This is a genomic window from Haladaptatus sp. DYF46 (genome assembly GCF_021083305.1).
Lineage (GTDB): Archaea > Halobacteriota > Halobacteria > Halobacteriales > Haladaptataceae > Haladaptatus.
The window spans coordinates 75,838-89,200 of record NZ_JAJFAY010000003.1 but is presented as its reverse complement, the minus strand read 5'-3'; the positions used below and the strand labels follow the sequence as shown (position 1 = coordinate 89,200).

At 48.1% G+C, this 13,363-nt stretch carries 10 protein-coding genes; 8 read left to right on the top strand and 2 right to left on the bottom strand.

What is annotated here, in order from left to right:
- Window positions 1-57: 57 nt before the first annotated feature.
- Entirely contained in the window at window positions 58-1,536 is a 1,479-nt protein-coding gene (locus tag LJF34_RS16535; RefSeq protein ID WP_231186407.1) for an FGGY family carbohydrate kinase, read from the bottom strand.
- Between the two features lie 278 nt (window positions 1,537-1,814).
- On the opposite strand from LJF34_RS16535, the gene LJF34_RS16530 reads away from it, so the two are divergent.
- The 6 genes from LJF34_RS16530 to LJF34_RS16505 all read left to right on the top strand — a co-directional run bounded on the left by LJF34_RS16530 (window position 1,815) and on the right by LJF34_RS16505 (window position 7,758).
- Window positions 1,815-2,507: an ArsR family transcriptional regulator gene (locus tag LJF34_RS16530; protein WP_231186406.1), complete on the top strand. Its 693-nt coding sequence runs from the start codon at window positions 1,815-1,817 to the stop codon at window positions 2,505-2,507.
- A gap of 339 nt (window positions 2,508-2,846) precedes the next feature.
- Complete coding sequence (locus LJF34_RS16525; RefSeq protein WP_231186705.1) at window positions 2,847-3,668, top strand: phosphoenolpyruvate hydrolase family protein; 822 nt, start codon at window positions 2,847-2,849, stop codon at window positions 3,666-3,668.
- 139 nt (window positions 3,669-3,807) lie between these two features.
- Window positions 3,808-5,139 carry a substrate-binding domain-containing protein gene (locus tag LJF34_RS16520; RefSeq protein ID WP_231186405.1) on the top strand — a complete coding sequence of 444 codons (1,332 nt, stop codon included), beginning with the start codon at window positions 3,808-3,810 and terminating at the stop codon, window positions 5,137-5,139.
- A gap of 117 nt (window positions 5,140-5,256) precedes the next feature.
- The gene (locus tag LJF34_RS16515) at window positions 5,257-6,276 is read left to right on the top strand and encodes an ABC transporter permease (RefSeq protein ID WP_231186404.1); all 1,020 of its coding nucleotides are present in this window, start codon (window positions 5,257-5,259) and stop codon (window positions 6,274-6,276) included.
- A 1-nt stretch (window position 6,277) separates the two neighbouring features.
- Entirely contained in the window at window positions 6,278-7,021 is a 744-nt protein-coding gene (locus LJF34_RS16510; protein WP_231186403.1) for an ATP-binding cassette domain-containing protein, read from the top strand.
- Window positions 7,018-7,758, top strand: coding sequence for an ATP-binding cassette domain-containing protein (locus LJF34_RS16505; protein ID WP_231186402.1), 741 nt, complete (start codon window positions 7,018-7,020; stop codon window positions 7,756-7,758). Before LJF34_RS16510 ends, LJF34_RS16505 begins: the two co-directional genes overlap by 4 nt.
- 42 nt (window positions 7,759-7,800) lie before the next feature.
- Here the strand turns inward: LJF34_RS16505 and LJF34_RS16500 are convergent, their stop codons facing one another.
- A complete protein-coding gene (locus tag LJF34_RS16500) occupies window positions 7,801-8,202 on the bottom strand; it encodes a cupin domain-containing protein (protein ID WP_231186401.1) in 402 nt (133 codons plus the stop codon).
- Between the two features lie 542 nt (window positions 8,203-8,744).
- Here LJF34_RS16500 and LJF34_RS16495 point away from each other — a divergent pair.
- Window positions 8,745-10,751 carry a glycoside hydrolase family 97 protein gene (locus tag LJF34_RS16495; protein ID WP_231186400.1) on the top strand — a complete coding sequence of 669 codons (2,007 nt, stop codon included), beginning with the start codon at window positions 8,745-8,747 and terminating at the stop codon, window positions 10,749-10,751.
- A gap of 1,684 nt (window positions 10,752-12,435) precedes the next feature.
- Window positions 12,436-13,335 (top strand): polysaccharide deacetylase, encoded by a 900-nt coding sequence (locus tag LJF34_RS16490; protein WP_231186399.1) that lies wholly within the window; start codon window positions 12,436-12,438, stop codon window positions 13,333-13,335.
- Window positions 13,336-13,363 lie beyond the last annotated feature (28 nt).

The window sequence follows — 13,363 nt, the reverse complement described above, 5'->3', positions numbered from 1 at the left end:
TTGCAAGAGTCTAGGTGCCCAAACAGCCAAGTTATAGTATTTTTACGCCATATTCGCTTAGGAATCGCGCCGATCCCTAATCATCTTGTATAGATGGTTGATTGTCTCCCAATTTTCTTTGAACTCGGTTCTCTCTTCTTCATACAAGCTATGAATAGATTCGTCTGCGGGAATCGGACCGTGACTATGTAAAAGCGTATCGCTTGCTTTTTTGACATCCGGATAGATAGAAGCTTCAAGAGCGGTGGGAATTAGGGCACCAGCGGAAGTCCTCGGTTCCATTTTTATAACTTCTTGTTCCCAAATTGAAGCTCTAAGCGTATTCCACCATGTGAAAGGTCCCTGTCCTCGGGATTTACCGCCCGAGATTAGGTGGACGGTGTTGAGATTATCGAATTGGTTTTCGAGGAGGTCAAAATACGTATTTTCTGACAGAGCAATTCCAGTTGCGAATCCACGGACTAATCGCCCCCTCGTTTCCTCGGGTGATTCTTTATCTTCCGGCCAAAAATCCAGTATAGTCGTACCTACATCGGGATTGAAAAATGGACTTCTGTCGCCCTGTATGAACACCCGCGGTTCATCACCTGCATTCGTAGATTGAGCAAGCTTTAATCCAGAAGACAGGCTAGTATCTAAAACATTCTCACAAAACCACCGCAAAATATAGCCGGTATCAAATGCTGCACTCGCGAGATATCCCTGTATAGGATGACGATGGAAATACAATGAGTTATCGGCGTCTATTTCCTGAGATGCATATTTAATGACGCTTGAGGTTCCACAGATAATGCTACAATCTCCGCTTTGAATTGATCCAGCAGCGAGAGCAGAAGCATTTCCATCGGTCAATCCGTGATAGATCTCTGCGTCTCTAAGTCCCATTTCACTGGCTAACTGACTCTCTGCGTGACCGATCCACGAACCGGGAGCGGTAATCTCCGGCAAAATATCCAACGAGAGGTCTAGTGTATCAAATACTGGCTCATACCACTGCGGACTGGTTGTGGAAATATCTGCACCAAACTTAAGAGCGTTATTCCAATCTGTCTCGATATCTCTCCACCTTTCGCCGTTTTGCATGTGCAAGCGGTACAAAAGCCACGTTGTAGGGCTCAGTATCCATTCGATTTCCTCAAATCGGTCCGGATTCTGCTCTCGTAGAGCAAGAATCTTCGGGATGGGACTAGAGGCAGAAAGGAGAAGCCGTCTATTGGGAAGATCGTTGGCAATCTCTAGCTTTCTTAGACGAGTCGCTTGTTCAGGAGCGGTTTCAAAATACCATTGCGGCTCGAATACTGGCGTTCCATATTTGTCTACCGGCACAATCGTACCAGAAGTACCGACTGCTGTCACGATATTTCTCCCTTTCGGAAGGAACACAGATGCATCTCTAAGAGCTCGAACCCAATCGTCGATGGAATACTGATCAAACTCGGCCTTTGATCCTAACACTTTGTTCCCGCTTCGATCATAGGCGGTGATACGAAATTCCTGAATTTCCATGTCGATTCCGATGAGGTGAGTTTCAGACATTATTGACTCCTTTGTGCGGAATGATTACAATACAATAGGTATTCCTTTAATATAATGATTGGGATAGTATAACAACTCCCATGTTCACCACAGACTTATAGAGATCGTTTTTCCCGAATTGCGTTCTGCTAGGTAGAACGATGGAAAACAGGAAAAATAGGCTGGAAGTATTAATTACAACGATAGTAAATCATTAGCAATTATTCGATCGGAATCGCGCTATGAAGAGGTTCTGTCTGGCAGAACTATTTTATATCTCCACTTTAAACGGATATACTATGGCAGGGAAGACCCCTAATGTACCGGTACAAGTGACTCAAACTACGCTCGAAATTATTGAATTTCTACATGAGAACGGTAAAAGCGGTGTTTCAGAAATCGCGGGTGAACTCGGTCCATCAAAGAGCACGATCCATAATCACCTAAAAACGCTTTACCTCAGAGATTATGTAGATAGAGAAGATGGAAGCTACAGATTGGGGTTCCGATTCCTTGACTTTTCAGGCGGTATCCAAACTAGAAATCCAGAATTTTCCCACATTCATGAAAAGGTTCGTGAGATAGCAGACGAAACTGGAGAGATCAGCCAATTCATTGTAAAGGATAATTCGGCTGCAGTAATTCTATTTATAGAAAAAGGCGATCGAGCGGCGAATACAAATATACGGGTGGGACAACGAATTCCACCAAGTACGATCGTTGCTGGCGAAGTTTTCGCAGATATTGATGATTTAGCGTCGGGACAAAATGGAGGTACTCCAAACTATATCGTCGATGACGAAACGTTCATCGAAGGTCTTCGTAGTATCGCTGCTCCACTTGTGGACACAGAACAGACCCTGCATGGAGTACTAACGATCACAGGACCTTCGCATAGATTCAAAAATGCCAAATATGAGAATGAGATCTGTGACCAACTTCTAAACGCGATCAGTGAACTGCGACTCGATGTCAGCTATACTCGGTATTAACGCCACTTCCATTACACAGCTAATAATGTAATGACGTTGCAGCCGTTCGTGAAGCTATCATAGCGATCAGTCGGGAAGATAACCAACAAGACTCGTGGGGAAACAGTTGATTGTTACTTCTTCGATGGTCCATATCTCGCTTTCGAGGTTGGTTCTATCTCGCAGAACGATACGCGAGGAATTGTTGGTTTTTAAATATTGACTCGCCCATCGTCAAGTAGTGTGTCGGTATATTATGGGAGCAAGCGAGATCCAACCTTCCTCAGATGTGGAATTAAAATATTTTATACAATAACTATATTAATGATTGGTCTGTCAGTAGCAGATGGTTATGTGCCAATGAAGTATACTCGTGAGGAAATACGAGAAAGATTGCATGAAACCATCGATAACGATGAACCGATTATTGGATCTGGTGCAGGAACCGGGATCTCCGCAAAGTTTGCAGAACGAGGAGGAACAGACCTCATAATCATCTACAACTCTGGGCGGTATCGTATGGGCGGACGTGGCTCCCATGCCGGTCTTCTTGCCTACGGCGATGCTAACGAGATCGTCGTGGACATGGCAGATGAAGTGATTCCTGTAGTCGAGGATACACCAGTCTTAGCTGGAGTCCACGGTTCAGATCCATTTCGAGATATGGATGTATTCCTCGAAGAGATCAAACGGCTCGGTTTTTCTGGGGTACAAAATTTCCCCACACACGGGCTCATCGATGGACAGTTTGGAAAGGAATTGGACGATCTCGGACTTGGGTATGAACAGGAGATCGAGATGATAGAGAATGCGAGTAACAGAGGGTTGTTCACTGCGCCATACGTGTTTAATGAAGATCAGGCACGCAGAATGGCGGACGTTGGTGCTGACGTTATCGTGGCACACTTAGGATTAACACGTGGTGGGGATATCGGGGCGAAAGATGTCTCTACGCTGGATGCTGCCGCCAACAAAGTTCAGAAAATGCGTGATGCAGCAGTGGAGACGAACTCCGATGTCTTCGTGATTTCCCATGGTGGTGCGCTCGCTGAACCGGAGGATGTTGCATATTCTCTTGAGAACACCGAGGGTATCCACGGCTTTTTCGGAGCGTCGAGTATGGAGCGTTTACCCACAGAGGGTGCCATCCAAGAACAAGTGGAGGAATTCAAATCACTGTGAACGCCGTATTCACGTAGCGACTACCGAGAGCAGGCCAAGGTAGAGTCGTCCAAGAGACATAATTATATTTATATATTTGAGCATTAATGTAAAACCAAATGCTTTATTACCAATGGGGCGTGACTGGTGACTGGTACCGATGAACAATACTAACGATGGTCGCAAACTACTAGCGAATAGACGTACATTTCTCAAAACTGCAGGTGCAACAACAGTTGTCGCACTATCAGGATGTGCAAATAATCCAGGAGAAGGTGAAAACTCCGGCGGAGTAACGAAGGGATCAAAATGGGATAATGGCAAATCAATCCATTTCATTGGTCCTACATCGGAATCGACGTGGTGGCGAGCAATGCCTGCTGGCAATCTCATCGAAGCACACAAACGAGATTGGGATTTTTCATTTAGTTTCCCGGGATGGGACCCAGCAGCGATGAACGATGAAATCCTTACCCGTGCACAAAATCATGACGCACTAATCGTAAATCCGGCATCCTTTGGAGCACACAAACAGGCCATTGAGACGGCAAAAAGCAAATACAATACACCTGTAGCGGGCAATAAAGACGGTGTTGGAAAAGGAGTCACGCATAATATTCAATCATCAGATGAAAAGATGGGAAAGCTGATGGCAAACAAAGCACTCGACTGGCTTGAAGAAAAATACGGATCCCCAAATGGGAAAACAATTGTGCATTTTCAGGGAGATCCTGACGTTACGGGTTGGAACAAGCGAGCGAAGTCCGTGAAATCACTGATGAAGGATAATCCAAACGTCAAGTATAAACAAATCGCAGCAGGCGGGACTATCAATAGTTGGTCTAATGCTGCACAGACTTACTTTTCGGGAAATCGCGCTGATGCTGTACTCGCAGATAGTGACGGAGCATATTCACAGGTGATTTTGAATGCCTTAGCGGCAAATAATATGCTATACCACGCAGAACATGAAAAGCACATTTTCGTGGCCGGTATCGATGGATACCCTAGCTCTGCGATGTTCGTGCGGAAAGGGTTACAAGATATAACTGTGCCTCAGACACCGTTCTGTATCACTCAAAATATTAGCAAGCTATTCTATGACCATATTTTGAATGACCCATCGATCCAAAAATCCGGGAAAGAAATCCCGGAAGTGCCAATTGGCACAACAACAGAGACACCAGAAGATCCGGTTGATCTCTATTGGGGAGAATCAAAGGGTAAAATTAAAATTGAAAAATCAGAGTATGGTGTCCCAGTCGGCATCTCACCACCGGAGCCATATGCACTTTCCCGAGACAACTGCAACAAGCACAACCATTGGGCAAACGTCTGGCCGGCTTGGAAAGGTCGAACTGAATTGATGGATGTTGAGTTCAACACTCAAGGCGAGAAACCGGGCTACGTAGATACGCTGGTTAACGAATTCAACAAGAATCTTAAAAACGGCGATTACGGTGAAAAACTAGATTACCTGAGTAAAATATAATCAGTTATTCGAATTCATCCAATATACTGGGGGGTTCAAACTGAGTAGAGATATCTTTAATGTTACAATTTTAACATAATACGTAAGTTTATATCCCTTGAATATGATACACGTACTATGAAACGGAGTAATAGTGATGCAGGCATCGTCGAATACGTGAGAAAGAGTAACAATGCCATTATTCAAAACGCACTGCAGGATTACTTCCCGTGGGTACTCACGATAGGGCTATATATCGTTGCTGGGTTTTTTCTCCCACAATTGTTTGAATATAAAACCATACAAACAGTCCTGTTACAGTCTACAGCGGTTACAATTCTTGCGATTGGGATGGCATTTGCACTTATCGTCGCGGAAATCGACCTCTCAATCGTTAGCGTGCTATTATTTGCACCGCTAGTCGGGGTACTGGTGATACAAGAGTACGGGCTACCAGGACTCGTTGCATTTCCAGTTACGATCATTACCGCACTGATAATAGGATATGGTAATGGGTTTGTTATCACAAAAATTGGAGTTCCGTCTCTCATCCAAACTTTGGCGTCGTGGTGGGCACTCCAAGGAGCAGTCCTCTCTCTTACTCAGGGCCGTACTCTCGCGAACCTCCCGGAGTTTTACCAAACGATCGGAGTAGGATCTACAGGACCAGTTCGAAACCTGGTCATCCTCACTGTGATCGTAGTAGCAATAATGTGGTTTTATAGTGTGAAGACGGTGAGCGGACGACGTCTCTTCTTAGTCGGGGGTGACCCTGATTCAGCTAGTCGAATGGGAATAGAAGCGTCAAAATATCGGAGACACGCATTTCTTATTAGCTCCATTTTGGCATCAATCGGCGGAATCGCACTCATTGGACGGGTGGGTGTAATATCCTCCGGTACAGGGGCTGATATACTAATGCCAGCAATCGCGGCACCCGTGATCGCCGGTGTTTCCCTATTTGGAGGGACTGGTAAAATTATCAACGTTCCAGCCGGTGCACTGCTTGTCCAACTCATCTTAACGATAACCCGAGTCGCCGGTGTGAGTGGATACGAATTCCAATTGGTACAAGGCCTCTTGGTGTTCGTCGCAGTTGTTTTCATGGAATTGAAGAGACAAGAGAGCTTGGAAAACGTGCTTCCGGGTGGTGCATAAAATGGCAGCGGATATGCCCAATCTCAGAGTGGAAAACCTTTCCAAAAGTTATCAAGAAGTTGTAGCGCTCGAAGATGTTTCATTCGAAGTTGAACAAAATTCGATCCTCGGATTGGTAGGCGATAACGGTGCTGGCAAATCAACCCTGCTAAAAATCCTGAACGGATACGTCCAACGAGATAGCGGGACACTATACTTAGGAGGGGATAACTATTCACCAGATAGTCCTCAAGATGCTCGAAATAGCGGTGTTGCGATGACCTATGAGGAATTTGCACTAGTCGATGGGGCTGCAGTTTGGGAGAATTTTTTCATGGGAAGAGAGAAGACCAAAGAATATGGAATAATCAAGACAGTCGATAGGAACGATATGGAGTCAAACGTCCAAGAACTGCTGACAGAGTATGGGTTCGACTTCGACCCAAACAAGAAAGCACTCGAATTATCGGGTGGCCAGCGTCGTATTCTCGTAGTAAGCCGTGCCGTTGAATCGGAACCGGACCTTCTATTACTTGATGAGCCCTTTAGAGGGTTATCGGAACGCGCGATAAACCAACTTTGGAAGGTCTTACATGAGTATTCAAAAACTGGGTCGATAATCATCACCAGCCAATGGTATAGCACGATAGAAGGGGAAGTGGATGACATAATGATACTCAGACGGGGAAATATGGTCGGGAAATTCGATAATGAATCAATCGGTCGAAAAAAATGTGACCGCCTAATGATGGAGGGAAGCGTATGAATCCAGATGAAAATGCTCTGACCGTCGATGGTATTTCAAAAAGTTATGGCGCAGTAGAGGCACTTACAAGCGTCTCATTTGGACTCAACCAGAATTCAATATTAGGTCTAGTAGGAGACAATGGTGCTGGTAAGTCAACGTTATTAAAGATCCTAAATGGATACCTTCAACCAGATAGCGGGAAGATATATATAAGCGGAGAGGAGATATCATTTAGAAATCCCCAAGAAGCGTTTGAAGCAGGTATTAACATGACGTATCAATACATGGCGTTGGTTGATTCGACAACTGTCTGGGAAAATTTCTTCATGGGACGCGAATTGACTACTAGATATGGTCCGTTAAAAACCATAAATAAAAATCGAATGGTTGAAGAAGTAGATAATCAGCTTGCGAAATATGGTGTCGATTCACTAGATCCCAACGATAAAGTCGAAGATCTCACTGGAGGTCAGAAACAAATTTTATCGATTAGTCGGTCGATCGCTTCAGAACCGGAAGTGCTGATGCTCGATGAACCACTCACAGAACTATCAAGAGGTGATCGGGATCTAGTGGTGGATTTTGTTCGCAACCTTCGGAAGAATTCAGATACTTCTATCATCCTCGTATCTCATGATCTGGATATTGTCAGAGAACTAGTTGATGAGATAATGATATTGAATCAGGGCAAAATAACCCTTTCTGATCGTCCGGCAAACTTATCCACAGATACCATCGTCGATTGTATGATGTAGGATACTATTTAGTTCAATGAGGAAGCACTCATTGCCAGTTCGCTAGTCCGGCAGCTCTCCGGGAGGAAGAACTGTGTTGTCGGGCATATCTTGTATTTCTGATTCTGGACCAGGTGGTCCATACATAGCGAGAAACCGGAGTGGCTCCCATGACGTATTTTCTGTGCTATGTTCTACACCATCAGGGATATAAACAACATCTCCTGCGGATACGGTCTTTTCCTTGTCATCGATCATTTGTATTCCTTCTCCGCTAAGGAAATAAAGGACTTCTTCACTGTCTTGATGAGCGTGACGTTCGTGGGCCTTCCCCGGTTCGAGTTGTACTTGACCAACACTGAATGATTCTGCACCAGTGATGTCAGGAGTGCTCATCCATTTACTCTGCCCCCATTCAAACACGACGGTTTCAAGCGAATCATGGTCGATAAATTCCTCTACCATGGTAATACATAGCTATTGTCTTCCTTAAAATTTTTTATCTTTGGGTGTCATAAATCGCCAAGAAACCGAAATACCTGATGATCCGAGGTGTGCTTCTATTTGAATAGAGAACCCTTACCCGTGATCGCAGTAGCTTGAGTGATACATGCAGTTCACCCGTGGAAGTAAATGTAATTTCCGCCGGAAATTTCTGACCACTTTCCAGTCAGTAACGATTTTTGAGATATATGACACAGTCTAACTAGTCATACTGTGTGGACAAACTGGTCAGTAAAACTGACTGGGCAGTATTATTGGCTCAGACTATTTTCTAGATTGGTTTGTATGGACAAATTGCAATTCGGTTTTTATATTGATCTTTGATCGATTCCCACAATAGTGAGCTACTAGCCGTATATTCACCATCGACGAGTACGTAAGCGCCGAAATTAGCATCATCTGCTATGAGCCAAACTCCATATATATATATATATCCATATCGTGTATTTTGATTTTAATATCATCCGATGATTATTAATGGTCATTAGGCGTTGTCCGAATGGATGGTAAAAAGACACACCCAGCAACGAAACGGGGATGGACAAAAGGGCGAACGAAGTGGGCTCACACGACGAACGCTACTACAAGGAGCAGCTGCAACGGTTCCAGCGGCGGGAGTACTTGCCTCCGAAGCGCAAACGGCAAACGCGGATCCGACGGCCAGATCCAATGCATGGACGGTCACGAGTCCCAATGGAGCCGTAACAGCGACACTCACACATGCAACGTCGAACGGTGCGGTATCACTCACCGTGAGCCGCGATGGAACGACGCTTATGGAGCCCTCGCCTCTAGGCATTGCTACCTTCGAAGAGGATTTGACGACCGGCCTCAGCTTTGAGGGACGCAGTACCCAGCGGGTAACCGACCGATATGAGACACACGGTGGCGACCAATCGGAGTACACATACGAAGCGATCGAAGCAACGTTCTCATTTGTCACAGCGAACGGAACGCCACTCGATATACAGGTTCGAGCTTCGAACGACGGTATCGCCTATCGGTATCAGCTGCAAGGCGACGGTGACGTCGTCATCACCGGCGAGGCGAGTTCGTTCCGCGTCTCCGAGGATACCACGGGATGGCTTCTGCCATACGATAGAGGGTACGAGGATTCTTACGAGGAGATATGGACGGAGACATCCGCCAAAACAGCGACGGGCGCCTATGGGTTTCCTTCACTGTTCGAGGTTGAAGACGGGTCGTGGTTGTTCATCACGGAGGCTGATGTAGACGGCCGGTACTCTGCATCACATTTGGAAGTCGACGATGCGAACGATACGGGAAGCGATGAAGCGACCGACGACAACGAGGATACCGACTACGATGATGATCCCTATCTCTTCGAATTAGAGTTCGCGGATACGTACGGCCTTCCGGAGTACGTGAGTGCCGAACGACCGCTCGCGACACCGTGGCGGGTCGCACTCGTCGGCAGTCTTGAAACGATCGTCGAATCGGATATCGTGGCGGCGCTCGGCCAGCCCTCTCAGATCGAGGACGAATCCTGGATTCGCCCCGGTCGTTCTGCGTGGTCGTGGTGGTCCGATAGCGGGAGTCCACAGAGCTACGAAACACAGAAAGAATACGTCGATTATGCGGCAGAACAGGGATGGGAGTACTCCCTCGTAGACCGTGGGTGGGATGACGAGTGGCTCCCAGACCTCGTCGAGTACGCTACCGAACGTGATGTTGGAATCCTCGTTTGGCTTCCGTGGTACTATATGAACGCCGAGGCCGAACGCGAGGCAATACTCGATCAAATGAGCGAGTGGGGCGTCGCCGGCGTCAAAGTCGATTATATGAATTCGGATCTCCAGACGGTAATGGAGTGGTACGACGAGGCGTTAGCAGCAACTGCCGAGCGCGAACTCATGATCAACTTCCACGGGGCAACTGTTCCAAAAGGCAGACGGCGCACGTGGCCCCACCTGATGACGTCTGAGGCGGTCCATGGCGCCGAGCAGTACAAGTTCGGCGAAGTGACACCGACGCATAATGCCATTCTCCCGTTTACGCGGAACGTCGTCGGCCCGATGGACTATACCCCCGTGACGTTTTCCGCGAGCGATGAGCCTCCTAAGACGACGCTCGGCCACGAACTCGCCCTCTCAGTCGTGTATCATTCCGATTGGCAGCATTTCGCGGACAGCGTCGAAACATACCGCTCGTATCCGCTGGCCGAGCGCGTTCTCTCGACAGTGTCGGCGGCATGGGATGAATCACACTTCCTTCGCGGCCGGCCCGGTGAGGAGGCAACCCTCGCCCGTCGTTCGGATCGTGAGTGGTTCGTCGGCAGCATCATCGCCGGTGACGCTCGAACGGTCGAGATACCGCTCTCATTCCTGAGCGATTGTCGACGTTACGATGCCGAAATAACGAGCGACAGCCTCGACGACCAATCCACATTAGAACTCGATCGGACGACAGTTACGAACTCCGAGTCACTCTCGGTCTCAGCTCCCGAAAATGGAGGATTCGTCGTTCGCTTCGTTCCCCATCGTGATTGAGGAAGATACGACGGCAAGCATCGGGACAGCAGATGCCCCACTGTCCGATACTCTCGAAGGGCAGTGAGTGGATACTGTCGATACATGTGGACGAGAGTACAACTACTCCCTTCATCGTGTCAACTGCTCCACTGACATTTCGGCGTACTCGGAGAGCGACGGCGCGGATTCGAACTGGACAACATATCCGCATCGACGGTAGCAAAGATACGGTTGAGCTACATGACACACAATCGGCGACCGGTGATGAAGTTTAATTGGATATCCCAAACCGATCCGAGTCCGTCACTGTAGGATAGCCAACACACTATCTGATAATAAAGTAATGCCAGATTCCATCGGGTTCTCCGGAGATATATCGTATATCTATCTATTTGGTGCCGAATCATCCCGTGGTATCATCCAATCAGTCGTGATGTCCTCGTCCCGAAGCCGCCAGCGTTGTTGTGGATGGCCATCGATCGCACGAAGTTCGATAACGGCATCGAATAGCGGAGTTACTACTGAAACGATAGCCGACTCATAGGGTACTGGAAGATGGAAATGACTCATCCCATTGACCGATCTGATCCGTCCAGTTAGTATGTGAAGGAACTGAAAAAGCGTCCTTTCATCGTGTTCGAGGAGAGGGGTTATCGAGTCGAAACAGACCCGGAGCTCTGCTGGCGCCAAGTCACCGGATCGGTGTTCAAACTCGTCGATACACTCCGAAATCGTAATACCCAGTTCAGTGAGTTCGTTACTGGTTACTCTCCGTTCCGAGATTCCTCCCAGATCAAACTGGGAGGGTGAGGGGGATGCGACCGCGTTCCTCGTCGGGATTGCTTGGTTGACGATGGTAACATCGTTTGCTGTCGAACAACAGCCGTCCGCAGGGAGACGGTCAGTGACCGATGACCGACTCGCATCGGTACAAACGAAAAGCAGTCTCCGTGTTTCGATTGGATCGCCCAGCATCCTCGAACACGCTTGGTGATGCACATCTCGTGGAACGTTTCCAACGACGAGTAATGACGAACCCCTCCGTTTTAGTTTTGACAGATGAGAGTGAAATCGCTCAACTGATGGGGTTCCTTTTTCGTTGGTTCGTTCCGGTTCTCCATCTATCCACAACTCGGATAGACACCATATTAAATATATCTAAGTTATTATTAATATTGCAAGCCGAAGACGAAATGTGAGTTTCAACTCGCAGCACAATCGTACTACAGCGAATAAAGAACCTCGGAGCGGCTACTCTTCCCGACGATCCCGTCCGAAAAACAGCGTTTTCCACCGGTTACGGCCACTGACGCACGTCCTTCATACCAGTTTCGTGCACCCGACCGCAGCTTCACCGTTTCCCCTTCAGAACGACTCTGTACCGCCATCGTGAACATGTCGTCTCCGAACTCCAAATCCGATACTGTCTCGTAGACAACACGAGTACCGGGCCACCCAGAAGGGATACCACGGCCCCACCGCGAAATCTCAAGTGGTCGGTATCGCTCGTCGTTCGAGCGGATACTTCGTTCGTCGACTTTCCCCCGTGAACGTCCGTTTTCTACGCGCCGATTATATCCGTCACCTTCGGTGTTGAAATTGTATATCAAATAATACTATTATACGGAATTTCGGGGACGAGCAATAGCCTACGGATTGGCATACGCCTAAGCATCTTCGCGTTCTAGTTCGGGATTACACCATGAGTGATATCGATGTGGCGATCGGCGTAGACGCTGATTGCGTGGCAGGCTGGCTCGGCTCGTACGGTGGCGAAGACTCACCCGCCGATCTCTCCCGCGGGATCTCGGCGGGGAAGGAGGGCATCCCTCGACTCGTTCAACTATTCGAGGACGAGAACATCGAGACGTCGTGGTACGTCCCCGGACACACGATCGAAACGTTCCGCGACGAAGTCGAAGCCATCGCGGCGGGCGGACACGAGATCGGTATCCACGGCTATTCACACGAGAACCCCACCGATCTCGCCCGCGAACAGGAGGACGAGATCATCGAGACCTCCATCGACCTCGTCGAGGACGTAACCGGCGAGGAACCCGTCGGCCACCGTGCTAGCTGGTGGGAATACAGCGAAAACACCCCCGACCTCGTCGAAAAACACGGCTTCCTCTACGATAGTAGTTTGATGGAGACCCAGTTCGAGCCGACGTGGATGCGAAAAGGCGATTCCTGGGAGAAGATCCAATACGATCAGTCTCCGGAAACGTGGATGGAGCCCTATCAGTACGGCGACGAGACGGACGTCGTCGAAATCCCGATCAGCTGGTACCGGGACGATATTCCACCGATGTTGTTCGTCAAACAGCCACTGTACCACGCGGGATACAAGAACCCCGCGATGATGTACGAACAATACTACAAACAACAGTTCGACTTCCTGTACAACCGGCGCGGTGCCGGCGTTTATACGTTGACGATCCATCCCGACCTTCACGGGCTTCCGCACATGATCTCTCACCTCGAGGAGTTCATCCAGTACATCAAAGGCCACGAAAAGGCCGAATTCAAGACCCTCGAGGAGATCGCACGGACGTTCAAGAGTGATCCATCCGCGTACGAGAGTCGGGGAGACTACGTCTAGACGGCCACCTCGACCGTCGATCGGGTTT